This window comes from Sorangium sp. So ce381, assembly GCF_051473845.1.
GTDB lineage: Bacteria > Myxococcota_A > Polyangia > Polyangiales > Polyangiaceae > Sorangium > Sorangium atrum.
In genome coordinates this window covers 9,436,458-9,462,217 of sequence record NZ_CP150336.1, presented here as the reverse complement: position 1 = coordinate 9,462,217, position 25,760 = coordinate 9,436,458, and the positions used below count along the sequence as shown (strand labels likewise).

The following is a 25,760-nucleotide window of genomic DNA, read 5'->3' as shown; positions in this document are numbered from 1 at the left end:
CGACCGGCGGCGGTGCGACGGCCGGAGTCGGTGCGACGACCGGCGGCGGTGGGGAAGCTTCGACAGGGAGTGGGGTCGTTCCGACACCCGATGAGGGTGGCGCGGGCGGAGCGGGTGGCTCCCCGCCCGCTCCGACCGGGCTGGCGTGCGCCGAGCAGGTGAGCCTCGACGACACGGAGGCTCGCCCTCGCGCGGAGCTCGACTGCTGCGTCGACTACGCCGCGCAGCGCGTGCCCGCCCCCGGGACGGGGTTCTCCGAGGAGCAGCGGGCGGCCCTCGCCGGAGACGCCTCCTTCGTGAACTGCTGCACGGCGCTGATCGTGGGTGTTGGCGCCGACGCGATCTCCTACAGAGAGGCCGAGCCCGTCCGGCAGGTCTGCTGTTTCGGCGATGTGGTCGCTCCCGAGGCGGAGCTCTACAATGAGAAGTACTGCACGCCCTGGGGTCCCCCGGTCCCGCCGGCGCTCGACGCCTATGATGCCCCGTCGGAGGTCGCATGAACGCCGCGACCCTCGATCTCCGCGGCGAGGCGCGCGCGCGTGCCTTCGACGTGAGCGGGTACCCCGCGGCGCTGTTCCCGTCGGCGATCGGCACCTGGCGCGCGCGGATGGTGAACGAGCACGGGTCGTCGGCCGTGTTCGAGGCGCTCGCAGGCCAGCTCGCCGAGGCGGGCTTTCCACCGGAGCTCGCCGACACATGCCGGGGCTTCGCCGACGAGGAGCGCCATCACGGGATCCTTTGCGGCGCCGTGGTGGAGGCCCTCGGCGGGACGGCGACCGCGAGCGTCCCGGAACGCCCGGAGTTCCCCCTGCACCGCGACGCGCCCCCACGCGCCGCCGCGCTCCGCAACGTGATCCACATCTGCTGCATGAGCGAGACGGTGGCCGTGGCCCTCATCGGCGCGGAGCGGCTGGAGATGCCGCCCGGGCCGCTGCTCGATCTGCTGACGGGCATCTATGCCGACGAGGTCGGGCACGCCCGCTTCGGCTGGCGCCTCCTCGAGCAGGTCGCGCCGGAGCTCTCCTCGGCAGAGCGGCAAGCGATCGAGCGCTACCTGCCCGTCGCGTTCCGGCACCTCGTGCAGCACGAGCACGCGCACCTGCCGGCCCACGACGCCCCGCCGGACGGGGAGCAGCTCGGGCTGTGCAGCGGCCTGAACGCCCGGGTGTTGCTCGATGAGACCATCGAGGAGGTCATCCGCCCCGGGCTTCGCCGCTTCTTCGATTGCTGATCGTCGCCGCAAGAGCATCCCGGGCCAGACCAGCGCCCGGAGGGCGAAGTGCGCCTACGCGGGCCGCCAGTCGTCCGCGTGGAGCTGAGGGAACGATATCTTGCATGTCCCGGCATCGATGCCAACGATCATGGCCTGGCCGTTTTGATCGAGCAGTCCCTCGCGAACGGAGCGGTCCGGCAGCTCGATACGGTATCTCTTGAACGGGACGGGTTGCGGCGGGTCCCCATCGTCCATGAGCTGAATCCCGACCCATGTCTTGTCCTCCCTGGGCGCAGGCGCTGGCGCGTCGCGCTCGAGCAGCTCGGGCGGCGCGAGGGGCGCGCCGGAAGCGACGGACGGCATCCGGTAGGCGTGGAGGCGGCCGTCGAGCAGCGCCTCCCGCAGCCGCGCTCCGAGCGCCCTCGGATCGAACGAAGGCCCCGTCGACACCGGAAAGCCGAGCGCCTCGCCGATCTCGACGAGGAGCACCCTGCCGTGGACGGCGTCGGCGAGCCACGCCTCCAGCCGTGACGTCGCTTCCAGCGCAGGAAGGGCCTTGGCCCCGTCCGGCAACGGCGCATCATACCGCCGCGCGATCCACACCTTGTCAGGGAAGTAGCCGAAACCCCAGCGGTCGTGCATGGCGTTCTCGATTCGCCCCTGGCCTCCATGGCATCACGCCGCGCGGGGGAGAGTCAAGCGCGAGTCAGGAGCGGATCAGGGCCTTGATGCGCGTGGCCTTGGCCGTCGCGCCTCCCGGTCGCCCGCGCTCCTCGCGGCCGTGCGCGCCGGCCCGTTCGCGGCGCTTGAGGGCGCCGCTCGGGCGAGCTACGGTGCTCGTCGCATCGCTTGCTCGCGGATGCTCGCTCCGGGATGATGGGATGACCGATGCCCCACCAGCATGTTGTCCGACAGGGAGAGTGCCTCTCGAGCATCGCCCCGAAGTACGGCTTCTCCGACTGGCGGGTCATCTACAACCATCCTGACAACGCCGAGTTCAAGAAGAAGCGCCCCAACCCGAACCTCATCTATCCGGGCGACGTGCTCATCATCCCGGACACGGCGCCCAAGGAGGTCGAGGTCCCGACGGGCGGGAAGCACGTCTTCACGGTCAAGGTCCCGAAGACGATGCTCCGCCTCCTGCTCGAGGTCGAGGAGCCGTTCGCGTACGAGCTGACGTACCGCGACGTCGTCATCGCCGGGACGACGGACGGCAAGAGCCCCATCGAGCACCCCATCCCCGCCGACCTGGAGGACGCCGAGCTCGCGGCCTGGCCGGACACGCCGGGCAACGAGACGGCGCGCGCCGGCGGGGTGACCTGGGCGCTGAAGCTCGGGCACCTCGATCCCATCGAGGTCCCGAGCGGGGTCCAGGGGCGCCTCAAGAACCTCGGCTATTTCTCGCGCGAGGTGGACGGCAAGGACGGGCCCGAGCTGGCCAATGCGGTCGCGTGGTACCAGTCGGCGTCGGGGCTGGCGCCGACCGGGGTCCTCGACGACGCGACGCGCGCGAAGCTCCTGAAACGCCACGACGGCGCGTGACGAGAAGGAACGAATGGCACAGACGGCCGCGGTCACGATCACCCTCCAGAAGGTCCTCGGCGTCGACGGGCTGATCGCCGGCGCGAAGAAGCCGTATGCGCTGGGCTTCATCGCCGGGCGGCGCTTCGGGCGCAGCAAGCCGATCCCGGCTGGCGCCAAGGAGGTCGATCTTACGGCGGAGGCGGTCCCGTGGAAGCGCGAGGTCGCCGCGAACGGGGCGATCCCGGTCGCCGTCGAGATCTGGGACGATCTGGGCGACGCCGGGCCGAAGCGCCTCGGCGCCGTGACGGGCAGCCTGAGCAGCCCCTACCCGACCCGGGTCCACGAGCTCGGCGGAGGTCCGCTCCTGCGCTGCGACGTGCTCACGCGCGAGGTGCCCGGCGCGCCGGGCGCGGCGCCGGTGCCCCGCGTCGCCGAGGGGGAGAAGACGCGCGCGACGCTGCGGGTGCCGAACACCGTGCTCGTCTCCATCACGGAGATCCTGGGGCTTCACGCGCCCGTCTCGCCGGGCGCGCCGGGGGTGAAGCGCGCCGAGGCGAGGCCCGGGTACACGAGCCAGGACCACCTCGGCCGGGTGTACCTCAACAGCGACCTCGCCGGGAGCTGGACCAAGGACAAACAGCTCATCCAGCTCACCGCCAAGGTGACGATCCAGCGGGGGAAGCTCCCCGCGGACGCGAAGATCCGGTGGACGGTCGTCGAGCCGGACGACCCGACCAACGACGATCCCGGCTTTCACGCCGCGTGGGGGGCGTACGTCGACAAGAAGGACTATGACGCCGCCGGCAACCACCAGGGCTCGCGCGCGGCCGACAACGAGGGCAAGCCAGCGAAGAGCCCGCCCTGGGAGGCGGTCGCCGGCTTCGCGCTCGCGTCCGCGGCCGCGACCGAGGCGAAGACGACGATCGTCGGCGACGAGAGCAAGGTCGTCTTCCACTGCCCGGACACGGCCGGGGACAACTTCCTGCTCCGGGCGGACATCGACGCTGCAACGCACGTGGAGGGGTTCGGCGCCGAGACCGGCGTCATGACGATGTGGCACCGGATCCGGGTCGAGTCCATCCGCATGAAGAGCGCGTTCGTCCTGCCCATGGACGAGGTGCCCGTGCCGTTCGAGCCGTGCTGCGTCCAGCTCGACTGCGAGCCGGAGAAAGAGGTGCCGGACCAGCCGCACATGGCGCCCAAGGACGACGACCTCGAGACCGAGTGCGTGGCCTACGTGAACAAGGTGTTCTCGAACAAGTCGAACCCTGGCTGGTTCTGCGTCATCTCCGCGATGGAGCCGCACCCTCTGCCGATCAAGAAGGGCGACAAGGTCTTCGAGGGGGACGTCGTGCTGAAGAGCGCAGGCGCCGGCGCCAACCTCTCCGAGTTCTTCGAGGTTCCAGGGACGTTCCCCGATGTGGATTTCGCCGAGCTGACCTCCGGCTCGGAGACGGTCGGCTTCAACCTGTTCAGCGTACAGACCGAGACGACGGCGGCCGGCCCGATCACGCGCTGCTGGATCGTGGAGCACGACGCTCAGCCGGACTTCACGGCGGGCGACGGGTCGATCGCCCATGCGTACAAGGTGCGGTTCAACTACTCGCCCAGGTTCCGGAAGAAGGGCGGCGCCGTGACCCCCGGCGGCTACGGGATGGCCGCGAGCGTGAAGGCCAAGCTGTTCAATCCGGGCGCCTTCTACACCGCCGGTATCAGCCCCACCGTGACGGCCAAGGGCAAGGAGTACTTCGCCGGCCGGACCATCATGTTCACGCACCACAGCGCCTACCGCGACGCGGGCACCGGCCTGCCAAAGCCGACGTACCGCGGCCGCATCGTCGGGACCATCGTTCATGAGCTCGTCCACGCGTTCGGTATGCCGCACAAGTGCGGGTACTTCGACTTCCGCGCGCCGCGGGACAAGACGTGCTGCATGAACTACAGGCCCAACTGGATGCTGGACGACAAGCGCAACCTCATCCGGGGGACGTCCGGGAAGACCGGCAGCGACGTCTGCGGCAGGCACCTCAAGGAGGTGAGGCGGGTCCACCTCGAGGACAACAAGGGGCTCGCGTGGAAGTGAGCGCGCCGGACATCACACCTCCGGGCCCGGCCCTCGTGGGCATCGATGTCGAGCCGGAGTACGTGCTCGGTTTTCCGATGTTCGTGGGCATCACGATCGGCAGCGTGCCCCCGGGCGCGTCGCTCATGCGGCTGCCGCTGCCGTCGCCCGCGGCGCTGCGGGGCGCGGTAGGCATCAGGCTATGGCGGCCGGGCGAGGCGGAGCCGTTCTTCGAGGAGGCGCCTACGGCCGTGGTGGATCCCGATCTCTCGGCGCCGAGCTTCCGCCTGCGGGCCGGCGAGGTCCGCCGGCTCCTCGTGGAGATCGCCGAGCTCTTGCCGGACGATCTGGCGGCGGGGGAGGTTGACGGCGTGCTGCTCTACGGAGCCCCGCCGCACGTCGCCGCGAGCGGCCGCGGACGGCTTCGCTTCCGGGAGCCCACGGCCGCGGAGCGCTCTTTGCTCGACGAGCTCCGGCCCGAGGTCGAGGCGGCCGGCTCGTTCGGGCGCTGGCTCCGCCGGCCGCCGTCCGATCCGACCCGGCTCGCGCCGCCCGCCGATCCGGGCGATCCGCTGCGGTACCTGAGGCTCATGAAGTACCTGATTCACGGCCCGGAGGAGCTCGCCGCCGTCGACCCGGCGCGGCTCCGCGTGCTCGGCGGCGTGTTCGCGCCCGAGGCGTGCGGGCTCGCCGCGGAGCTCCAGGCCGCGCGAGATCCCGGGGCGTTCGCCGGGTACGCGCAGCAGGTGAAGGCGGCGTATCCGGGGCTCGCGGCGTGGATGGACGCGATCGCGGCCGGGCAGAGCGAGATCGCGTGGGCGCGGAGCCATCGGTGATGAACAGGATGAGCCCTCGAGCGTGGGTCGGTGCCGTGGCCCTGGGGTTCGCGGCGTTTTCGAGCGCCGGTTGCGGTCGCTCCCAGGCGCCGGTGCCCGACCGAGCGGCGCCGGATGTGTCCGGCGTCGCGGCGGCGCCCGGGGCGGTCACGGAGGCGCCCGAGGTGGCGACCGCGCCCGGGACCGCCGCGCCGCCGGGCGCTGCACCCGCTCCCGCGCAGCCCGCGAGCGCTGCGCCGTCCGCGCAGCCCGCGAGCGCTGCGCCGTCCGCGCAGCCCGCGAGCGCTGCGCCGTCCATGGGCGCCGCGGGGATCAGGAAGCCGGGCGCGCGCGGCCCGTCGCCCGATGCGAAGCCGAAGCTCAAGTGCGGCAGGACGTACTGCAACGCCGCGGGAGAGTGCTTCGCACCGTCGCCGCCCCAGTGCGAGTGAAGGAGCTCGGGACACGGGGGCAGGAGCTCCAGGGCACACAGCAATCGAGCTGTCGTGGAAGCACCTGAAGGCTCACCGCCGCTCTGGCGGGTACTCACGATCCCCCCCGCGGATCACCCGCGCTTCTGCGGCCTGCCGCGGGGCGGCGCGGGCGCCGCCGGCTCCGGGACCGCGGCGGGCGCCAGCGTCTGCCGCGCCAGCTCTCGCGCGTAGGCGAGGCGATCGGCCGGCGAGCCGAGCGCGCTCAGCCCCTCGTAAAGCCCCGCGAAGAACGTCGGGAAGAAGACCGCCGAGAGCGCCGCCACCACCCGGCGCGCCGCCGCCCGCTCCTCGAGCCCGGGCACCGCCGCGCGGACGAGATCGCGCAGGCGCTCCATCACCGGCGCGAAGAGCTTCGGGAAAGGACCGCTGTAGTCGTCCTCGTGAAACGCGTCGTGCAGGAGCGCCCTGCTCACGTTCGGGTACCGCATCCCGCCCTCGAGGTAGTAGCCGAGCAGCCCGCTCAGCGCCTCCAGGGGATCACCCGGCATCCGGGCGAGGAAATCCTCGCTGTCCGACAGCATGTTCCGGATCGACCCCTCGAGCGCCGCCGCGACGAGCGCCTCCTTCGACCGGAAATAGTAGTTCACCGCGGCGATGTTGACGCCGGCCGCCGCCGCGAGCTTCCGCACCGTCAGCTGCCCGATGCCGTGCTTCTCGATCTGATCGATCGCGGCGACCACGAGCCGCTGCCGTGGATCGAGATCGTCCGCAGGGGCGAGGGGGTCACGGTCGTTCATACAATTGTTTGAAACATACCTTGACGATGCTCCCGGCGGGCGTCAATTATTGAAACACATGTTTCAAACGTTAGTTTTATCAGGCGCCGGAGGTGCACCGATGGTCGATCGGCGGAGGTTTCTCACCCACACGGCGTTCGCGGGGGGCGCGGCGGCGCTCGGGTTCGCGTCGGGCCGCCGCGGGGTCGATCAGGAGGTCGCGTCCGCGCGGTTCCACGGCGACGACACGCTCGGGCGGGGCCAGGCGGCGCCCGTCTGGCACCGGTTCAAGTTCATCGGCCAGCCGGTGATGGACGCGCAGATCGTGTTCTGGCTCGGCCTCGCGTCGATGGGGCTGACCGACGTCGGCGAGGTGCTCGACACCGCCACCCGCATCCTCCCGGGCGACGAGCGCTCGTGGTTCGACCAGTGGCTGGCCACCGCGAAGCGGGTGCAGGGCTACGGCGACGAGGCGGAGGCCCGCGGCCATACGCGGAGCGCCGCGTCGCACTTCCTGCGCGCGGGCGCGTACTACCGGGCCGGGCTGATGCGCTACGCGGACCGCTCCGACCCGCGCCTGGTCGAGGCGACGATCACGGGGCTCGACCTGCACGGGCGGGCGCTCCGCATGCGGGGCTACGACTCCCGGCAGGTCGATATCCCCTACGAGAACGGCGTGCTCCACGGCCGCGTCCATTACGCGCCCGGGGTGGCGCGCGCGCCCGCGATCGTGCTGCAGCAGGGGCTCCACGCGTGGCCCGAGGACACCATGTGGGTCATCGACGGCGCGCTCCAGCGGGGCTACCACGTCCTCTCGTTCCACGGCCCGGGGCAGGGCGCCTCGCTGCGCCTCCACGGGCACCCCTTCCGGCCCGACTGGGAGGTGCCCGTGGGCCGCGTGCTCGACTTCGCCGAGCGCGACGAGCGGCTCGACGCCGGCAGGTTCGTCCTGATGGGCCTCTCGTTCGGCGGCTACCTCGCGCCGCGGGCGGCCTCGCGCGAGCGCCGCCTGCGCGCCCTCGTCGCCAACCCGGGCGTCGTCAGCTGGCGCGACGCGATGCTGCGCCACTTCGCGTCGATGCCCGGCCTTCTCGAGCTGCACAGCCGCGGCCCCGCGGCCTTCGACCGCGCCATCGACGCCGCCTCGGTTGTGATGCCCGACGCGCGCTGGTACTTCGACGACGTGACATGGAAGCACGGCGTCTCGACGCCGCACGAGGTGATCGACGAGCTCCGCAAGTACGACAACGCCGATGGCGTCGCGAGCATCCGCTGCGAGACGCTGATCATGGAGGGCAGCGCGGAGGACGCGTCTCCAGGCGAGTCGGAGCGCCTCTACGGCGCGCTCACGTGCCCGAAGCACATGATGGTGTTCGACGCGAGCACGGCGTCGCAGGTCCACTGCCAGGGCGGCAACCAGCTCCTCGCCCAGGCGCGGCTGTTCGACTGGCTCGACGAGCGGGTGGCGCGATGAGGCCGGCCGATCGCGCCGCCGCGCGCGCCACGGACGAGCGTCGAGGCGGGGGCCCCTCCCGCCGGGGCGCGCGCCCCCCGCGGCTCCGCGCCCTGGCGCCGCTCCTCGCCCTGGCGTCGCTCCTCGCCCTGGCGTCGCTCCTCGCGCCGGGCGCTGCGTGGGCCCAGCTCCCCGATCTCGTGGACCTGAGCGCGCAGTACATGCCGGGCGCGGCGATCGAGGACCCGCGCCCCGTGCGGGCGCAGGTCTCGTCGTACGAGGTCAACGCCAACGTGCCGATCCCCCTCGGGGAGAGGACGTTCCTGATCCCGGGGGCGACGTACCACGTGGAGGCGGTCTCGTACGCCGGCACCTCGCCCGGCTTCGACGAGCTCCGGGCCTTCCACGCCGTCGATGTCCCTGTGCTGTTCGTCCAGCTGCTCCCCCACGACTGGTCGCTCTCGCTGCGCGTCGCGCCGGGGCTCGCGGGGGACTTCGAGGCCGTCGACGGCGGGCTCGTCCGCGTCAGCGCGCTCGGGCTCGTGACCCACACGCTCTCGGACAAGCTCGTCCTCGGCGGCGGTGCGCTCGCGTCGTACAGCTTCGGCTCGTTCCTCCCGCTGCCGGCCGCGTACGTCGACTGGACGCCGAGCCCCCTCTTCCGCGTCGAGGCCTTCCTGCCGGGCTTCGCGGCCGTGAAGCTCCTCTTCTCGGATCGCGTCGAGGTCGGCCTGCGCGCGGACCTGGCGGGGAACGCCTACGCCGTGCGCGACCCGCGGGTCACCGGGGCGTGGCCGTGCGCTGCCCAGCCGGCCGACGACCCGGCGACCGAGCAGGACGAGCGGGCGGCGCGGCCCGAGCAGTGCGTCGATCACATCGCCTACTCGGTCGCGACCGCGGGCGTGACCCTCGGCGTGCGCGCGTTCGCGTCGGTGTGGCTGAACGCGCAGGCGGGACACAGCCTGTTCCGTCGCTACGAGCCGATGAACGACGAGGACGATGGTATCCCCGGAGGCGGGCAGAGCATCCCGAACGTGCTCTTCTTCCGCGCCGGCGTGACATGGCGCATCCCGAAGAGCTGAAGCGCGACGCACTGCCGCGCACCGCGCGAGCGTATAGCTGCACACCGGATGGCCGCCGCTTGCCGGACCGTTGAAGACGGCTCGACGCCGGTGCATCCTCCGCCTTATGCGCCCGGGAGAGGTCATCGACAGCCGCTTCCAGCTCGAGCGCGTCGCGGCCTCCGGTGGGATGGGGACGGTCTACCGCGCCGTCGACCGGGCCACGGGGGCGCAGGTCGCGCTCAAGCTCCTCGGCCAGCCCGACCGGAGCGCCGCGCACCGCTTCGAGCACGAGGCGCGGATCCTCGCCGAGCTCGATCACCCGCGGATCGTCCGGCACGTGGCCCACGGCATCACCCCCGACGGGGTGCCCTACCTCGCCATGGAATGGCTCGAAGGGGAGAGCCTCGCGCAGCGCCTCGCCCGGCAGAAGCTCGATCTCGAGGAGAGCCTCGCCCTGCTCCGCGCGGCCGCCGAGGCGCTCGGGGCGGCGCACGCGCGGGGCGTCGTCCACCGCGACGTCAAGCCGAGCAACCTGCTGCTCGTCGGCGGCGAGGTCGCCGGCCTCAAGGTGCTCGACTTCGGCATCGCCCGGATGAAGCGCACCATCGGCGCGCTCACGCAGACCGGCTCCGTGATGGGGACCCCGGGCTACATGGCCCCGGAGCAGGCCACCGGCGAGCGCGACCGCCTCGACGCGCGGGCCGACATCTTCTCGCTCGGCGCCGTGCTCTTCGAGTGCCTCACGGGCAGGCCCGCCTTCCAGGGCCAGCACGTGATGGCCCTCCTCGCGAAGCTCCTCATGGAAGACCCGCCGCGCGTGCGGAACCTCCGGCCCGAGGTGCCGCAGGAGCTCGATGACTTCGTCGCCCGCATGCTCGCGAAGGACCCGGAACAGCGGCCGCGCGACGGCTGGGCCGTCATCGAGGCGCTCGACGCCCTCGAGCGCGATCCGACGAGCGGCCTGGCCGCGCCCCCCGTCCTGTACGAGGCGATCACGGCGTGCGAGCTCCGGCTGCTCTCGCTGGTGGCCGCGCGGGAGCCGCGCTTTGCGCCCTGCGACAGCGCGGCCAGCACGCTCGTCGCCGCGGCGCCGAGCGACCTCACGAGGAAGCTCTACACGAGCGCGCAGCCGTTCGGGGCCCGCGTGGACGCGCTCGCCGACGGGACGATCGTGCTCTCGATCGCCGGCGTCGGCGACGCCGCGCTGCAGGCCGCGCGCGCGGCGCGGTGCGCCCTGAAGCTCGGCGAGCTCGTGCCGGAGGCCTCCGTCGTGCTCACGACCGGCCGCGCCGAGCACACGGGCAGCCTCCCTGTCGGGCCGGTCATGGACCGCGCGGCCGCGCTCCTCGCCCTCGCGGAGCGCGACGCGCGCCCGGAGCGGAGGCCCGCGCCCGTGTGGATCGACGACGTGACGCGGGCGCTGCTCGACGCGCGGTTCGAGATCGAGCCGGCGCGCTCCGGCACGTTCTTCCTGCTGCAGGAGCGCGAGGTCGGCCGGTCGGCGCGGACGCTGCTCGGGAAGCCGAGCCCTTACGTCGGCCGCGACAGGGAGCTCAGGAACCTGCGCGAGCTCCTGGAAGACAGCTTCGGCGGGCCCGAGCCCCGCGCCATCCTGATCACCGGGCCGCCCGGGATCGGCAAATCCCGCCTGCGGTACGAGCTCATCGAGATCCTGCGGGAGCGGCACCCCGAGCTCACCGTCGCGGTCGGCCGCGGCGACTCGCTGAGCGCGGGCTCGCCGTTCTCTCTCCTCGGCTCCGCGCTCCGGGGCGCGGCCGGGATCACCGGCGGCGAGCCCGCCCCGGCGCAGCGGGAGCGGCTGCTCTCGCTCGTCGCCCGCGCCCAGGCGCTGACGCCGGGCGAGAGGACGAGGATCGCCGCGTTCCTCGGCGAGATCGTCGGCACGCCGTTCCCGGGCGAGGCCGATCCGAGCTTCCTCGCGGCGCGGCAGAGCCCGGCCTTGATGGCCGATCAGATCCCGCTCGCCTACCTCGACTTCATGGAGGCGGCGTGCGCGGCGGGGCCCTACCTGCTCGTGCTCGAGGACATCCAGTGGGGCGACGCGGCGTCGCTCAAGCTCATCGCGCGGGTCCTCCGGGAGCTCCGCGACCGGCCCTTCGCGGTGCTCTACCTGGCGCGCGTCGAGGTGCGGAAGGTCTTCCCCGTCCTCTGGGAGGGCAGCGAGGTCCACGAGATCACGCTCGGCGCGCTGCCGCGCCGCGCGGCCGAGGAGCTCGTGCGGCAGATCCTCGGCGACGGGCTCCCGCCCTCCGAGGTCGCGCGCCTCGTCGAGCGCGCGAGCGGCAACGCCTTCTACCTGGAGGAGCTCATCCGGGCGGTCGCCGAGGGGCGCGCGGACAGGCTGCCGGAGACGATCCTGGGCATGGTCGAGGCGCGGCTCGAGGCCATCCCCGCGGAGGCGCGGCGGCTGCTGCGGGCGGCGAGCGTCTTCGGCGAGGCGTTCTGGAAGACCGGGGCGCTCGCCCTGCTCGGCGACGCCGGCGGGTCGACGCTCGCGGTGGACTGGCTGCCCTGGATGCTCCAGCGCGAGCTGCTCGAGCGCCGCGAGCAGAGCCGCTTCTCGGACGAGGAGGAGTACGCGTTCCGGCACGCGCTCATCCGCGACGGCTGCTACGCGATGCTGCCGGACCACGATCGCGCGCTCGGGCACCGGCTCGCCGCCGAGTGGCTCCTGCAGGCGGGAGAGCACGACGCCAAGGTGCTCGCCGAGCACTTCGAGCGGGGCGGCGAGCCGCGGCTCGCGGTGGAGTTCTACCTGCACGCGGCGGAGCAGGCGCTCGCCGGGAGCGACCCGGCCGCCGCGCGCGCGCTCGCGGACCGGGGGCTCGCCCTCGGCGCGGAGCGGGACGTCGAGGCGGTGCTCCGCGGGATCCGGGAACGGGCGTCCCGCGCGCTGGGCGTGGCGGACGAGCGCGCCGCGCTCTCGTCGCGCTCGTGAGCGCACAGGGAGGCCGCTTCCGCGGCCGCGGGATGCCGTACTCGTCGATGCGGTTGATCAGCGTGCGCAGCGAGGCGCCCAGGAGCTTCGCCGCGCGCATCTGGTTGCTCGCGGACCGCTCGAGGGCCTCGACGACGCGCTGCCGGTCGGCGGCCTTCATCTCGAGCCGGAGCCTCGCCAGGGCGTCGGCCTCGTCCCTCCGGGTGCCGCTCGCGCGTGGCCGTTGGCCAACCTCTGCCCGCTGCTCGACCCCATGCGAGCGGCGCCCTCGTTCCCATCTCATGGGTCCACGGCTCGAGCCCTACCCGCAGCGGCGCCAACGATGCCCGTCCCGGGTGCTGCGCATCACATCCCACCATGCCGCCGCAGACCCGTCGAGCAACCTCGACGGCCACTCTCCCCATAGCGCCCGCATCACGTAGGCGCTTCGGGGAGCGTCGCGCCCGCTGCCGCGGACCGGCTTCGTCCAACAGGACGTTTGCTCGAACGCGGACGGCTGCAAGTCGCTGGCGTTCGAGCAAACGCCTATTTGTTAGCTGCCGATGGTCCTACCAGGAGCCCTGCGACGGCGCCTGACCCGCGTTCCAGAGATTGATGCTCAACGCGCCGTCTGGAAAGGCCCTGAACGCCCACGGGTCGAAGCCCGCGCCGTTTGGATAGAAGCCAAACGGATCGATGGTCATCTGTCCGATATTGTGGGGAGGGGCGGTCCCCTGGTGGACGAGCAACGTCTCCTCCCACTCGTCTGCCGTATTCGTGAGGCGTGCCGCCATGAAGTGGAGGTGCGCCCCGCTCGAGCAACCGTTGTTGCCGACGCTGCCGATGACATCCCCCTTCTCCACCCAATCGCCCTCTGCGACATCGAAGGCGTCGAGGTGGGCGTAAAGGCTCAAGAACTTCTCGTAGTACCCGTTCTGGCCGTAGACCGTATGCCTGATGAGGAGCTCCTTCTGAATCGGGCTGTCGCTGCCCGCGCACCCCGTATTCCATTCGTGAATCGCGACGACGCGCCCCGCCGCCACGGCCTTGACATCGGTGCCCTTGGACATTAGCCAGTCGTATCCGTCATGGTCGTTGATAAAACCCAAGGTGGTCTTGTCTCGTCCCTTGTTATCCACCTTCGTGGCATTGTTGAGGCCGGTCTGACCGAACTCCGAGACATCGAGCTGGTTGTACGGGGGTCTGGCGAAGTCGAACCCGGTGACGGGCGTGTACGACCCGCTCAAGGAGAACGGGGCATCGAAGATGGGCATCGCCACAGGCGCCACGGTGAAGACGCATCCGCTTTTCCCGGACGCGCTGTCGAACGCCGCGTCTAGCGGTGCGTCTCCGGGGCCGGCCTGCAGGATTAACCAGTTCGTGCAGCGCAAGACGACGTTGTTCTGGCCTGTCGTGGCGAAGAGGCCTTTGCGACGGATCGTGAATCCGCCGCCGAAGTCGGCCTCGATGTCGTCGCAAGGGTCCTGGTTGGCGGGCGACCACTTGAACGCCCAGCGCCCATCGGGCCAGGTAACGCTGCAATAGTTACCCATGTTGGAAGGCGCCGTGATGGCGTGACTGCTCTCCCCGACGAGCTCCTCATCCGCGAGCCCGGCCGGCGCGCTTTCATCAGCAGAGCCGCATCCCTGCGCGAGCAGCGCCAAGAAGGACACGCCGAGAGCAAGGGACATTCCAGAAGATGTTCTCTTTATATACATGGTACCTATCTCATTTCAGCCTGTAAGGAGAAAGAAGCGGGAGCGGGACGAGGCGCTCGTCCCGCTGGAAGCTCGGAGGCGCGCCTTGATCCCGCAGGCTCAGGAGCGAACGCGGCCCTTTCGATGCGTGGATAAGTTGGGTTAGCAACAAGCGTGCCTGATCGGGCTCCTTGCGGCCCTCGCGGCTGCACACGCGCCGAGCCTGGGTTTCCGCCGCGCGAACGTGCCGCGGTGCAGTCTCGGCGAGCTAGCCTCCGGCCCCACCGTGACGAGCAAGCGTGACATGTCACTGTCGCAGCGTGACGAGCAAGCGTGACATGTCACTGTCGCACCGTGACGAGCAGGCGTGACATGTCACGGCCGTCTGCGTGACGCGCGCGGCCCGCGGTGGCCTTCGCCGCTCGCGAAGGCCAGGGCTCCCGCGCCGTCGACGAGCGCCATTCGGCTGGAGTCGCCGCGTCCCCGCGGGGGACAGGGCCTCGCTCCGGCGCGGAGACGGCGGCGGACAGCAGCGCGCTTCCTCCTGGTATGCGCGTTGCTCTACGGGGCTCCCGGACGGTGCGGGGCACCAGAGTCGCGCCGCCTCAGCCGGGATAACGGCGGGAGCGAACGCCTTTCCTTTCGCCGGCCCTGCGCGAGCTCGACGAGCTCATGGCCGCGCCGTGAGAAACCAACCCGAACAAGAGAGACCGGAGAGACCCATGAACACCACGGTTCGAACGTTGCTGCGCGGCGCGGTGGCCGCCTCCATGGCGCTCGGCGCGATGCTGTCGGCCAGCCCTGCCAGGGCGGCTTTGAGCTGCTTCGTCGGCTTCGACGATTTCGATGCGCTGAACGGCATGTGGGCCGACGCGAGGGCGACGTTCACGTATGAGACGGGGTACGCGGACGGCTACCTCGTTCCCTGCGAGGAAGCGGAGGGCTCGTGCTGGACGTATCGCCAGTATTGCGAGGGCATGCAGCGGGGCACCAATTACATCAACGTGGAGGACGGATCGGGGTACGGTCACTACCACCTGTCCTTCACCAACCCGGGCTTCACGGGGTGTGGCTTCGTCGACCCCGGCGACGGCCAAGGGCCGGGGACCGCCAAGCTGATCGGCGGTGCGTGCGGAATACCGAACTGGCCGGCGGAGCCGCGCAAGCTCCAGTCCCACGTCGCGGACCAGTGGATCAAGGTCTGGAACGGGACCAACGAGAGATTTCCGCAGCCGTTCAGGATGTCGACCATCACCGTGGGGGACATGCCCATTCAGCTCTGGTACCGCAGGATCAGCGACGGGCAGTGGTTCGTCTATGAATCCCTGGCGGCAAACACGATCCACACGCTGTTCATGGATTACTCGAGCCATGTGTTCTTCAAGGCTGCCAGCGAAGATGCCGTCGGTCCTTACACGATCTGGAACTTCGAGGTCAACGCCCCCTCTTGAGGCCAGCCGGGCCGCACGACCCCGGACGCTCGCGACGGTCCGCGGCGACACCCAGCAGCATTTTTCAGCCGCGCAGTCGATCTACCAGGGCAACGACGGCGTGAACGACATCGCCGAGAAGGACGATGGCTTCGGTCAATGACCGCCTGATCCCCCGCCATCGTCGCGGCGCTGCTGCCGCTTCATCTGCGGGGCCTCGTCGCAGCTGGCTGCACGCGAACTGCAGCCACTGCCACAACCGGAGCCGCCCGAAGAGCGACGGCGCGCGCTGCTATGACCCGGAGCGCAGGTTCGATTTCACGCTGCGGGTCGGCGAGCTCGCGTCCGTCGAGTCGACGGCCACCTACCGCACCGCCATCGGCCCGGTGATCGACCCGGGCGATCCCGACGGCAGCGATGTGGTGGAGCGCGCCCGGAGGCGCGATCCGGACTGGCCTTCGATGCCGCCCCTCGGGACCGAGATCGTGGACGAGGCCGGGCTGGACGTCCTCCGCACCTGGATCCGCAACCTCTAGAGCGGCGGTCACCCGCTTCGGATACGGGCCCACCTCGGCGTTTTCGGTGCTCAGCGCACCGGAGTCTCAGGATTGATCATATTTTCCCCACCTCCCTCGCGGCGCTCCAGCCTTGGACGAGGGTGAGGAGTTGCTCGTAGCCACGGCCCAAGGTCTGCCAGCCGGGCTCGCCGTTTCGCCGGAGGTGTCCGCCGAGCCCGGCGATGGCCAGGAAGGCATCGCGGGCCGTGGCGTTCTCGGGCAGGGGCTTGCGCGCGAAGACCCGCAGCACCGCGAGCTGGGTGGGCGTGAGCACGGCGGTCGCGGGCTGCTCCGGAGCGCGCCGAGCCTCGCTGCGCAGCAGCAATAGCTGCCAGGCGATGGGCGCGAAGAGCGCCAGCACGTTGCGCAAGCCGTGCAGGTCCTCGATCTGGCGCTTCTCGTAGGCGCATCCGGTCTTCAGGGCCTTGAAGAACTCCTCCACCATCCACCGCGCGCGGTACCAGTCAACCAGCTGCGTCAACTGCTCGACGGACTCGACCGGCTCGCTCGTGAGCAGCACCCACTCGACCGGCGCTTCGCCCGGCGGCGGCTCGAGCTCCCAGACACGCACGACCTGAAGCGAGAGCGTCGCCGGCAGCTCGCGCGGCTGGGATCTCGGTCGCCGCAGGGTCACGCGCGTGCTTCCAAGGGCGAGCTTGGCCAAGCGTCCTGCGCGCGAAGGATGCAGCCGTTTCTGTTGAGGGCTGCGATTGCCCGCCGGCCGCGGCGAAAGCTCTACCTCGCGTACGGCCACCGCTTGAACATGCGCGAGCGCCTGCTCGAGCTTGGCCTCCTCTCCGAGGGCGTCGGCCTCGACGAGGCGATTGTGCGCGAGCCGAATCACGAACCGATGCCCTGCGCTCAACAGCTGCGCGAACAGGCCGTAGTCGTCGCCTTCGCGGTCCATGACATGCACCACGTCGTGCGGAGCTGCGCCCAAGGCCGCGACTCGCTCCACCTGCTCTCCCCAGCGGTCGTGCTCGTTGTCCGTCGTGCCGTCGTCGCGCACGTGCGTGCTCAGATCGAGCACGCCGAGCGGGCGGCGCGTTCCATCGCCGCTGACCGCCAGCGTGAAGTGGGCGAAGAACGTCTGCCCCGAGGAGCGCAGCCGTCCGAGCCCCTGCCGCTGGCCGTCCGAGCGGAAGGAGAGGGTCGTGGTGTCATGGATGGCGAGCACGGCCGGCTCGGCCTCCATGCGCGCGAGGGTGGCGTGCACATGCGGAGCCAGGATCGCCGCGGGCGTGACGGCGTCGTTGCCGAAGAAACGGTACGCCGCCTCCAGCTCGCTGTCAGACAGCAGCGAGGGGAAGCTCTTGTCCGGCGCCTGCGCCAGCTTCTGCACCAGCTTGGTCTGGCGCTTCGAAAGCCGCGCATCGCCGAAGTGCGCGTCGCTCATCTCCTCGGCGAGTGCCGCTGCGTGCTCTGCTGCAGGTGAACCCATCCGCAGCTTGGATCACGTCGCCCAACACACATCAAGCGAGATCTGTAGGATCCTGAGACCGGAGTGCGCTTGCGCGCCGAAAGCGCCGATCTGGGCCCGTCTCCTGTGCGGGAGACCGCCGCTCTGCTCTTCGCGTAGCAGAGGTGGGCGGAAACCGCTGTAGCCTCAGAGGCAGGGCATCCATCGCGTCGTCAATCGATTGCAAGAATGACCTCTCGCTCTCTCTCTCTCTCTCTCTCTCTCTTGCTTTTTTTTGCGCCTTTGCGCCTTTGCGCCTTGGCGTTAAATTCTCCGATCTCCCGCTGCGAGTAGACACGCCCATGCACCGCCTATCCGCCACCGACGGCATGACCTTCCGAGCAACCATCTCTCGTTGAGGGTTTGGCGATTCCCAAGCGAACGAGACGTCCGCTTATTTCGATCTACGTCACGAGCTGATCGACGTTCCTGCGCGGTGATTCAGCCGTGCGCGGCGCGCAGCTGCGCGCGGACAGCCGACGGCGTCGCCCCGGTCTCGCGCCGAAACGCGCGCTGAAACGCCTGCACCGTGGCGAACCCGACCGCGTGGGCGATCTGCTGGTTCGACAGCGTCGTCTCCCGAAGCAGGCGGCGCGCGTGCTCGGTGCGCAGCGTCGCCCGGTACGCCATGGGCGGCGCGCCCGTGGCCTCGAGGAACCGCCGGGCGAGCGTGGCGCGCGAGACGCCCACCGTTCGCGCCAGGGTGTCGACGTCCCACGCGCGCGCCGGGTCGTGCACGAGCTCGGCGATCGCGCGGGCGACGACGGGGTCCTGCGTGGCGCCGAGCGCGGCGAGCTTCGCGGGCTCGCGGTCGGCGAGCAGCCGCACGAGCTCGATGAGGATGAGCTCGAGCCAGCGACGGCGAGCCAGCCCCGCCCCCAGGCGCGTCTCGTGCAGCTCGCTCCGCAGGCGCGCCAGCGCGTCGGCAAACGAGGGCCGCGCCTCGATGGCCCGCGCGCCGGCGTGGATCACCGTCGGCAGGACCTGCAGCAAGGGGGCAAGCGCGTCGTGCTCGAACCGGAACACGCCGCACAGCGCGCGCGCCGTGGCGGCGCCGCGGCCGAGCACGCGCTCGCCGTCCTCCTCTCGCGAGACATCGAGCCACCGGTCGAGGAGCACGGGCTTCGCCCTCGCGTCGCCGTGGTCGACGCGGTGCCCCACGTTCGGTCGCACCAGCGCCACGTCGCCCTGGTAGAGCGAGACAGCCTCTCGCCCGGCGCGCAGCACGCAGCTCCCCTCGGTCACGTGGTGGAGCACCAGGATCGGACGCGCCGGAAGCTCGAGCGCCCAAGCCCCTCGCGCCGCGGTCCGGCAGACAAGCTCGGACGAGAGTTTTGCCATGGAAAATCGGCTCGATAGCGGATCATCCTGGTACATGGCGCGAGCCTAGCGATGATCCATGGCGCTCGCAATGTGAGCGTTCAGGGACATTCGTTGCGCGCGCCGGCCATCGCGGGCGCGTCCGCTGAGGGCTACATCCAGCCCATGAACAACGCCACTATCGCTTCCTCCGCCTCGTCCCTTCCGTTGCGCCGCCTCGGCGGGGCGGGCATTGCCACGCTGCTCACCGGCCTCACGCTGTGCTTCATCGGCGCGCGTTTCCTGGTTGTCCCCGGCACCGCGGCTGCGGCCTTCGGCGTGCCGCTCGCTGGCCTCGCCGCGTACGCTGTCGCCAAGGGAGTGCGCGACCTCTCCGTCGGCGTCTTGCTCATCGCCTTCGCGCTCCTTGGCGAGCGGCGCGCCGCGGCGCTCACGCTGCTCCTCGGCTCCGTGATCCCCGTCGTCGACGGAGCCATCGTGCTCGCGTGGCGCGGCGCTCACCCGGGCTACCTCGCGATCCACTGGGGCACCGCCGTGTTTTGCATCGCGCTCGGCGTGCTGCAGCTCCGCCGCCGTGCGTGACCCTACCAAGCGATTGAAGGAGTCCCATCGGGGCGATAGTCGACCACAGGGAGTGAGGCACTGGCCGGGCGGCAGTGATTTCGATAACCACTTATCGAGCAGAGGCCGCTCCGCCGCACCGGCCAGCCGGTCGACCTCGCGCCCGTCGCGAGGGAAATTGACACCCGTCGTGTGAGCGTTCACAGTGGGCCCGCGCTCGTCCTTTCGATCCGAAGACTGCACGGGCCGTCATGCACACCCGCCAGAGATCCTTGTAGCCGGGATTGGCGGCCAGAACGACTCAGGATATGACCATGAGAAAACACAGCGCTTGCATCACGGCGATGATCCTGATCGGGTCCCTGCCCATGTCCTGCGGAGTGGACGAGCAGGTAGCGCCCGTGGAATATCCCCTGACCATCGAGGCGAAGGGGGACGGGACGACTGATCCTCCGCCTGGAACCTACCTGCGCAGGGCCGGCACAGTGGTGACCGTGACCGCCAGACCCGCGCCGAGCGCCGACTTCACGGGATGGAGCGGGGCCTCGAGCGAGGCGGACGACGTCGTGGAGGTCACGGTGGACGGGAACAAGACGCTGACCGCCGCCTTCGAGACAGCGAGCTGGCCGGGCGAGCCCCAGTCCACCTACCTGAACCCGATCCTGCCCGGCGATCACCCGGACATGAACATCTACATCGAGGGGGACGATTTCTACATCACCGGCTCCAGCTTCAACATCTCACCCAACGTCGAGATCCTGCACTCGCGGGACCTCATCCGCTGGCAGCGCGTGTCGCGCGTCGTCGATCCGGCGTGGTCCGGCCTGGAGGCCTCGACCTCGGCGGGGGGCGGGACGTGGGGCGGCTTCATCGTCAAGGTCGCCTCCGGCTACAGGGTCTACTTCGCCGTCAACTTCAACCAGTACTTCGCGGAGGCCGAAAGCCTGGCAGGGCCCTGGGGGGAGCCCGTCCACGTGGAGCCTGTGGGCCCCTACACGCCGCCCGGAGAGGACCCGGAGCTCGTATCGTTCGGCCGCGGGACCGGCTATGACGACTCGGTGTTCGTCGACGACGACGGGACCACGTACCTGGTCGTGAAGGCGGGGCAGTGCAAATGGAATGGAGGGACGGGCGGCGAGGAGAACAACTTCGGCGTCAACCTGCTCCAGAAGATCGATCCCGAGACCGGGCAGCTCAGCGGCGAGTCGATCGATCTCAGCTTCGTCAACTGGGACGTGGAGAACGGGGGGTGCGGTGATCCCGCGGCCAACCCCGACAGCGCGGTCGAGGCCAATTGGGCCGAGGGGCCCACCATGACGAAGCGAAACGGCTTCTACTATTACTTCGACTCGACCCACACGGGGTGCGGCGGCGAGCAGTACGGGTGGCGCTCCGCCACGCTGAGCAGCAACCCCGAGGACTGGACGCCGCTGGGCAGCGTCCTCAAGGGAGAGGCCCCGTTCAGCGGCGCGCAGCACAGCACCGCGCCGTTCCAGATCGCCGACGGCACGTGGTGGGTCTTCTCCCACTCGTACGAGTGCGAAAGCAACTGGCGTGGCCTGGGCCGGCAGGGGCTGCTCAGCCAGGTGACCTGGATCGACGACGAGAGCGGCGCCGGGGTTCCGGTCGTGAACGGTCGCCTGGGCGAGCCGGCGCCGGCGCCGGCGCTGCCGCCCAGCGACATCCCGTTCCTGCTGCCCGTCAACGACGAGTTCACCGGGGACAAGCTCGCACCGGCCTGGACTTTCTACGGCAACATGCCGTCCGATCGCTACTCGGTCACCGACCGCGCCGGGTGGCTCCGGCTCAAGCCGGCGGAGGACGAGACGCGGTGGGTGATCCAGAAGGACGCGCTGCACGCCAAGGCGATGATCGTGAGGATGGACTTCGCCCCCGAAGCGGCGGGCGACGCAGCTGGCGTTCGCCTGGGCAACGCCGTCCCGGAGCAGGATCTCACGGCGTTCCCGACGTGGGTGCACCCCATCAGCCAGGAGGTGTCGGTGGCGCGCGTCCGGGCGGACGCAAAAGACCGGATCCGCTTCTCGTTCCGGTCGGTCGTCCCCGTCCTCAACGCCGACGAGAGCGCCTATGAAGCGGTGGACGCGACCGAGATCAGCTTCGATGCCCCAGCGCCGGCCGAGCGCACCCTCTGGCTGAAGCTGGTGCACGGCAAGGACCACGAGGCCACCGGCTGGTTCAGCACGGACCGCCTGATCTGGACCCAGGTGGGCGAGCCGATCGACATCAGCGCGCTCGAGGACTACGATACAGTCAACATGGGCTGGGTCGGCAGCCAGGCCGGCGTCTTTGCCAGCAACGCGAGCGCTGACTTCGACCTGTTCACGTACCGCGACGGCTTCACCGCGATCGCGGCCGCGGAGCCGGACCAGGAGTCCGGCACCGAGGTTGTGTCGAGTCAGTCGGCAGGGCCGGTGCTGGGCGGCCTGGAGGACGGCGACTGGGCCATGTATGGCAGCGTCGATCTGGGCAGCGGCGGCGTGGCGTCGGTCGAGATCGAGCTGCAGGCCTCCAGCGCGAAGGGCGGCGCCCTCGAGGTATGGCTCGACCCGCTGGCGGGCGGCCACCGCGTCGCGACCTGCGATGTCCCCGCCACCGGCGGCTGGGAGACCTGGACGACCGTGACATGCAAGGTGAGCGCCGCCGGCTCCCACGAGGTCTACCTGAGGGCAAAGGGCGGCTCTGGTGAGCTGCTGCGCCTCGCGTCGCTCCGCTTCGTGCCTGGGAAGAACGGATGAGCTCAGCGTAATGTAGACCGGGTGGCGCTCGAAGACGACGACCGGCTCGAGATCGTCCCGGATCACACGCCCGCTGTCCAGCCGGCCGCTGCCAGAGGGCGGCTATCGATCTTCTCCGCGAACGCCGCAGCCGCGCAAACGCCGTCGTGAACTCCAGCGTAATGTAGGCAACATACCGCAGCCGAGTGAACTCGTTGGATCCGTTGGTTTTTGTAGGCGGATCAGCGGATCGTACTTTTGTACGTTATGTCGACTGCCCGTCGTTGGCGGGAAATTCGTGACAGGTCGGAACGGCTTTGCGCGGGCTATCCTCCGCCCCCCGGGCGCGTCAGGCGATGGCCGCGACGCCCATCGCCTTTCGCCCGATCATGGCGTCAGTAGACGTAGACGCTCTTGGGGATGAACGGCAGCGGGCTCAGGCCGCTCTCCGCGTAGATGGGGTACGGGTAGCCGATGCAGTCCTCGTTCTGGAACATCGCGGCGCCGACGCCGTTGGTGTTGTAGGCAGAGTGTGCCCTTCCCTCCCAGCCGTGCTCCGGAAGGTTGACGCACGTGCCCACCTGCGGGTTCAGCGCCCGGACGTTGAAGATTTCCCCGCCGTAGTCCTCCTCCTCGAAGAGGCAGAGGACGCTGTCGAACGGGCAGGGGACGGGGTCCTCCTCCTGCGCCGAGGCTATCTCGGGAAGCAGCAGGCCTGCCCCCGCGAGGAGGCCGGCGCCCACCAGGACACGCAAGCTCAGGGAGCGGGACGGAGTGAAACGACGGAGGTTCTGAACGTGCTGGAGCAAGTGCATGTGGTTTCCTCCTCCTGCCCACCCAGGGGCAGGTACTGCGGAGGGACCTAGCACCGGAGGCTATTCACGCATCCCCGTCTTCGACTATTGTTAACATGATTTAGCATAAAAACCACGCGGGCTCGCATGTGCCTGGAATCTTTCATCCATCCCGGATGGCGGCTTCATCGACATGGAAGTTCTTGTGGCGCCTGCCTCGAACTCGTTGCATGAGCGGCACGCGAGGCACACTGGAGGACGAATCGGGGTACGGTCACTACCACCTGTCCTTCACCAACCCGGGCTTCACGGGGTGTGGCTTCGTCGACCCCGGCGACGGCCAAGGGCCGGGGACCGCCAAGCTGATCGGCGGTGCGTGCGGAATACCGAACTGGCCGGCGGAGCCGCGCAAGCTCCAGTCCCACGTCGCGGACCAGTGGATCAAGGTCTGGAACGGGACCAACGAGAGATTTCCGCGGCCGTTCAGGATGTCGACCATCACCGTGGGGGACATGCCCATTCAGCTCTGGTACCGCAGGATCAGCGACGGGCAGTGGTTCGTCTATGAATCCCTGGCGGCAAACACGATCCACACGCTGTTCATGGATTACTCGAGCGAGGTGTTCTTCAAGGCTGCCAGCGAAGATGCCGTCGGTCCTTACACGATCTGCGGGGTCTCGTTGCAGCCGCCGCCAGCCGCACGCAGGGTCTCCACGATGACCTTCCGCAGACAGGCGGCCGCCGGGTCCTTGTGCGTCCGCTCATGCCACGCGAGCGAGATCTCGTGCCCGAGGTCCTTCACGGGCAGCTCGACGATCCGGACAGGGAGGTGCGACCCGAGCGCCACGGCGACGCGGCGAGGCATGAACGCCACCAGGTCGCTGGCCGCTGCCGCCATCGTCGCGGCCGCGAAACCAGGGACCACCAGGGCGATCCGGCGGACCAGGCCCTGCGCGCGGAGGGCCTGCTCGACCATGGCGTGACCACGACCCGGACGGCCGAGCGGGATGTGCACGTCGATGAAGCCGAGCCGCGGGAAGGAGCCCCGCGTCAGACGCTGGCCCACGATCGGGTGATCGTGGCGGACGACTCCCACGGTCGGATCCCGGTAGAGCGGCGCGACGCGCAGCCCAGGGTCGCGCTTGTGCACCCCGATCGCCGCGTCGAGCCCGCCCGCGGACATGCCCCCCGACGCCACCAGGTAATCGATGCTCACCACGCGGAGCCGCGCGAGCGGCATCTCCCGCGCGAGCGCCGCCGCGACGGGCGGCACGTCCGCGATCTGCGAGTTGTCGGCGCAGGCGAGCGTGAGCTCCCGGGTCGACGAGCGCGGGTCGAACACCCGCCGGAGCTCGATCATCGACCGCAGCTGGCCCATCGCCGCCGCGAGCTCCGGCAGCAGCTCGTCCGCCGCCGGCGTCGGCGCCATGCCGCGGCCATCGCGGACGAGCAGCGGATCGCCGAGCAGCTCGCGGGCCCTGGCGAGCGCGTTCGAGACCGCCGACTGCGTGACGCCCAGCCGGCGCGCGGCGCGCGTCGCGCTGCGCTCCTCGAGCGTGACCGCGAGGACGTGGAGCAGGTTGAGGTCGATGGTCGATAGATTCACCATGATGATATTCTCTATCACGAACCATCACTGGAGATGGCACATGGCCTCTGTCTAGATACGGCCATGTCCACCCGCGAGAGGCGCCCGACCCGCGCTGCTTCCGCCCTGCTCTGGCTCGCCGCCGCCGGCCTCGCCGCCGCCGGCTGCGACGACTTCCACGAGTGCGATCCGCCCGATCCAGAGCGCCAGGCCGAGCTGCCCGCGGCGCTGTCGGAGACTGGCCTCTACGCTGACATCGCCGCGCGCGCGGTGGCGAGCGACGTGGTGGCCTACGAGCCGGGGTTCGCGCTCTGGAGCGACGGCGCCGAGAAGCAGCGGTTCATCCGGCTGCCGCCCGGCGCGCAGATCGACACCGGCGATCAGGATGCATGGCAGTTCCCCGACGGGACCCGCCTGTGGAAGGAGTTCCGGAGGGATGGGGCGCTCGTCGAGACCCGCCTGCTCGCCAAGGTGGGCCCCGCCCCCGAGGACTGGGCCTCGGTCGCCTACGTCTGGAACGCCGACGGGACCGACGCGCTCGCGACGCCCGGCGGCGCCGCGGACGCGCGCGGGACGCCGCACGACGTGCCCGCGGCGGCCGAGTGCATGGGCTGCCACGGCGGGACCAGGAGCCGCGTGCTCGGCTTCTCCGCGATCCAGCTCGCCACGAGCCGGGGCGAGGTCGACCTCGACGAGGTCATCGCACGCGGGATGCTGTCGGATCCTCCGCGCCTGCCGATCCAGCTGCCCGGAGACGCCGTGACGCGCGACGCCCTCGGCTGGCTGCACGCGAACTGCAGCCACTGCCACAACCGGAGCCGCCCGAAGAGCGACGGCGCGCGCTGCTATGACCCGGAGCGCAGGTTCGATTTCACGCTGCGGGTCGGCGAGCTCGCGTCCGTCGAGTCGACGGCCACCTACCGCACCGCCGTCGGCCCGGTGATCGACCCGGGTGATCCCGACGGCAGTGATGTGGTGGAGCGCGCCCGGAGGCGCGATCCGGACTGGCCTTCGATGCCGCCCCTCGGGACCGAGATCGTGGACGAGGCCGGGCTGGCCGTCCTCCGCACCTGGATCCGCGGGCTCTAAAGCGGCGGTCACCCACTTCGGATACGGGCTCAGCTGGGCGTTTTCGGTGCTCAGCGCATCCCGGGCCTGTTTGTAAAGAATATTTAAAAATGGAGCTCTGGGCCGCGCCGAACGTTGAACATCGTTTTTGTTCAGCTACATCATCGCTCGTCTGAGGTCGCTCCTAGCACCGCCTGACGCCCCCGGCGCGCGGCCTCGCGCGCCGGGCGGCGAGGGCTGCCTCTCCGGCGGTTTCCCCGCCGGGGCGTGGC

General features: G+C 70.3%; 22 protein-coding genes and 1 pseudogene. 14 read left to right on the top strand and 9 right to left on the bottom strand.

What is annotated here, in order from left to right; genetic code table 11:
- Positions 1-158: 158 nt before the first annotated feature.
- A complete protein-coding gene (locus WMF29_RS35495; RefSeq protein WP_437324537.1) occupies positions 159-500 on the top strand; it encodes a hypothetical protein in 342 nt (113 codons plus the stop codon).
- The gene (locus WMF29_RS35490; RefSeq protein ID WP_437324536.1) at positions 497-1,231 is read left to right on the top strand and encodes a ferritin-like domain-containing protein; all 735 of its coding nucleotides are present in this window, start codon (positions 497-499) and stop codon (positions 1,229-1,231) included. Before WMF29_RS35495 ends, WMF29_RS35490 begins: the two co-directional genes overlap by 4 nt.
- 54 nt (positions 1,232-1,285) lie before the next feature.
- Here the strand turns inward: WMF29_RS35490 and WMF29_RS35485 are convergent, their stop codons facing one another.
- Positions 1,286-1,855: a hypothetical protein gene (locus WMF29_RS35485; protein WP_437324535.1), complete on the bottom strand. Its 570-nt coding sequence runs from the start codon at positions 1,853-1,855 to the stop codon at positions 1,286-1,288.
- Positions 1,856-2,101: 246 nt separating this feature from the next.
- Here WMF29_RS35485 and WMF29_RS35480 point away from each other — a divergent pair, with 246 nt between their 5' ends.
- From WMF29_RS35480 to WMF29_RS35465, 4 genes are read left to right on the top strand one after another with little or no spacing between them, the layout of a single operon-like run.
- Positions 2,102-2,755, top strand: coding sequence for a peptidoglycan-binding protein (locus tag WMF29_RS35480; protein WP_437324534.1), 654 nt, complete (start codon positions 2,102-2,104; stop codon positions 2,753-2,755).
- Positions 2,756-2,768: 13 nt separating this feature from the next.
- Positions 2,769-4,820 carry a hypothetical protein gene (locus WMF29_RS35475; protein ID WP_437324533.1) on the top strand — a complete coding sequence of 684 codons (2,052 nt, stop codon included), beginning with the start codon at positions 2,769-2,771 and terminating at the stop codon, positions 4,818-4,820.
- Positions 4,811-5,635, top strand: a complete 825-nt coding sequence (locus WMF29_RS35470; RefSeq protein WP_437324532.1) for a hypothetical protein — start codon at positions 4,811-4,813, stop codon at positions 5,633-5,635. Before WMF29_RS35475 ends, WMF29_RS35470 begins: the two co-directional genes overlap by 10 nt.
- A gap of 8 nt (positions 5,636-5,643) precedes the next feature.
- Entirely contained in the window at positions 5,644-6,066 is a 423-nt protein-coding gene (locus WMF29_RS35465) for a hypothetical protein (protein ID WP_437324531.1), read from the top strand.
- Positions 6,067-6,179: 113 nt separating this feature from the next.
- Here the strand turns inward: WMF29_RS35465 and WMF29_RS35460 are convergent, their stop codons facing one another.
- Positions 6,180-6,845, bottom strand: a complete 666-nt coding sequence (locus WMF29_RS35460; RefSeq protein ID WP_437324530.1) for a TetR/AcrR family transcriptional regulator — start codon at positions 6,843-6,845, stop codon at positions 6,180-6,182.
- Positions 6,846-6,945: 100 nt separating this feature from the next.
- Between WMF29_RS35460 and WMF29_RS35455 the strand changes: the two genes are divergently transcribed.
- The 3 genes from WMF29_RS35455 (at position 6,946) to WMF29_RS35445 (ending at position 12,300) form a co-directional block, all read left to right on the top strand.
- Positions 6,946-8,298 carry an alpha/beta hydrolase family protein gene (locus WMF29_RS35455; protein ID WP_437324529.1) on the top strand — a complete coding sequence of 451 codons (1,353 nt, stop codon included), beginning with the start codon at positions 6,946-6,948 and terminating at the stop codon, positions 8,296-8,298.
- Positions 8,295-9,359 (top strand): DUF6268 family outer membrane beta-barrel protein, encoded by a 1,065-nt coding sequence (locus WMF29_RS35450; protein ID WP_437324528.1) that lies wholly within the window; start codon positions 8,295-8,297, stop codon positions 9,357-9,359. Before WMF29_RS35455 ends, WMF29_RS35450 begins: the two co-directional genes overlap by 4 nt.
- Before the next feature lie 106 nt (positions 9,360-9,465).
- Positions 9,466-12,300, top strand: a complete 2,835-nt coding sequence (locus WMF29_RS35445) for a serine/threonine-protein kinase (protein WP_437324527.1) — start codon at positions 9,466-9,468, stop codon at positions 12,298-12,300.
- A gap of 49 nt (positions 12,301-12,349) precedes the next feature.
- On the opposite strand, the pseudogene WMF29_RS35440 reads toward WMF29_RS35445, so the two are convergent.
- A pseudogene (locus WMF29_RS35440) lies at positions 12,350-12,460 on the bottom strand (helix-turn-helix domain-containing protein); the annotation flags it as partial.
- Between the two features lie 388 nt (positions 12,461-12,848).
- Entirely contained in the window at positions 12,849-13,970 is a 1,122-nt protein-coding gene (locus WMF29_RS35435) for a M23 family metallopeptidase (protein WP_437324526.1), read from the bottom strand.
- Between the two features lie 728 nt (positions 13,971-14,698).
- Between WMF29_RS35435 and WMF29_RS35430 the strand changes: the two genes are divergently transcribed.
- Positions 14,699-15,427 carry a hypothetical protein gene (locus tag WMF29_RS35430; RefSeq protein ID WP_437324525.1) on the top strand — a complete coding sequence of 243 codons (729 nt, stop codon included), beginning with the start codon at positions 14,699-14,701 and terminating at the stop codon, positions 15,425-15,427.
- Positions 15,428-15,552: 125 nt separating this feature from the next.
- Positions 15,553-15,942 (top strand): hypothetical protein, encoded by a 390-nt coding sequence (locus WMF29_RS35425; RefSeq protein ID WP_437324524.1) that lies wholly within the window; start codon positions 15,553-15,555, stop codon positions 15,940-15,942.
- A 76-nt stretch (positions 15,943-16,018) separates the two neighbouring features.
- Here WMF29_RS35425 and WMF29_RS35420 read toward each other — a convergent pair whose 3' ends face one another.
- Positions 16,019-17,404: an IS4 family transposase gene (locus tag WMF29_RS35420; RefSeq protein WP_437324523.1), complete on the bottom strand. Its 1,386-nt coding sequence runs from the start codon at positions 17,402-17,404 to the stop codon at positions 16,019-16,021.
- Positions 17,405-17,863: 459 nt separating this feature from the next.
- A complete protein-coding gene (locus WMF29_RS35415; protein ID WP_437324522.1) occupies positions 17,864-18,799 on the bottom strand; it encodes a cupin domain-containing protein in 936 nt (311 codons plus the stop codon).
- 108 nt (positions 18,800-18,907) lie between these two features.
- Here WMF29_RS35415 and WMF29_RS35410 point away from each other — a divergent pair, with 108 nt between their 5' ends.
- Together WMF29_RS35410 and WMF29_RS35405 are read left to right on the top strand one after the other, a co-directional pair.
- Positions 18,908-19,324, top strand: coding sequence for a DUF4267 domain-containing protein (locus tag WMF29_RS35410; RefSeq protein WP_437324521.1), 417 nt, complete (start codon positions 18,908-18,910; stop codon positions 19,322-19,324).
- 293 nt (positions 19,325-19,617) lie between these two features.
- Entirely contained in the window at positions 19,618-22,059 is a 2,442-nt protein-coding gene (locus WMF29_RS35405; RefSeq protein ID WP_437324520.1) for a family 43 glycosylhydrolase, read from the top strand.
- Between the two features lie 374 nt (positions 22,060-22,433).
- Here the strand turns inward: WMF29_RS35405 and WMF29_RS35400 are convergent, their stop codons facing one another.
- The 3 genes from WMF29_RS35400 to WMF29_RS35390 all read right to left on the bottom strand — a co-directional run bounded on the left by WMF29_RS35400 (position 22,434) and on the right by WMF29_RS35390 (position 24,441).
- Positions 22,434-22,853 carry a peptidase inhibitor family I36 protein gene (locus tag WMF29_RS35400; RefSeq protein ID WP_437324519.1) on the bottom strand — a complete coding sequence of 140 codons (420 nt, stop codon included), beginning with the start codon at positions 22,851-22,853 and terminating at the stop codon, positions 22,434-22,436.
- Positions 22,854-23,109: 256 nt separating this feature from the next.
- Positions 23,110-23,352 (bottom strand): hypothetical protein, encoded by a 243-nt coding sequence (locus WMF29_RS35395; protein WP_437324518.1) that lies wholly within the window; start codon positions 23,350-23,352, stop codon positions 23,110-23,112.
- A 138-nt stretch (positions 23,353-23,490) separates the two neighbouring features.
- Complete coding sequence (locus WMF29_RS35390) at positions 23,491-24,441, bottom strand: LysR family transcriptional regulator (RefSeq protein WP_437324517.1); 951 nt, start codon at positions 24,439-24,441, stop codon at positions 23,491-23,493.
- A gap of 63 nt (positions 24,442-24,504) precedes the next feature.
- Between WMF29_RS35390 and WMF29_RS35385 the strand changes: the two genes are divergently transcribed.
- Positions 24,505-25,509 (top strand): hypothetical protein, encoded by a 1,005-nt coding sequence (locus WMF29_RS35385; protein WP_437324516.1) that lies wholly within the window; start codon positions 24,505-24,507, stop codon positions 25,507-25,509.
- The last annotated feature ends 251 nt before the right edge of the window (positions 25,510-25,760 follow it).